The following is a 348-nucleotide window of genomic DNA, read 5'->3' on the forward strand; positions in this document are numbered from 1 at the left end:
GCGAAGACCGTCTTGACCGCCGCGGTCACCGCCGGGGCATGCTTGGCCGAGACCGCGCCGTGCAGGTTGCGCATGAAGTGCACTCTGCAGCGTTGCCAGGAAGATCCGCAGAACTGTTGGGCGACTGCGGCTTTGAGTCCGGCGTGGGCATCGGAGATGACCAGGTGCACCCCGGTCAGACCTCGGGCCTTGAGGCTGGCGAGGAATTCGCGCCAGAACTCGAAGGACTCACTGTCCCCGACCGCGGTGCCCAACACCTCGCGGGTGCCTTCGATGGACACCCCGGTGGCCACCACCAGTGCCTGAGACACCACATGCGCCCCGACGCGGACCTTGCAAAACGTCGCA

At 66.4% G+C, this 348-nt stretch carries 1 protein-coding gene; it reads right to left on the reverse strand.

Annotated features, from left to right (window positions below; all coding sequences use genetic code 11):
• Positions 1 to 348, reverse strand: a 348-nt coding sequence (locus tag AC5Y4D_RS27400; protein ID WP_500038785.1) for a transposase, incomplete at both ends; no start/stop codon positions are given.

Source organism: Mycobacterium sp. NGS67, assembly GCF_059812185.1.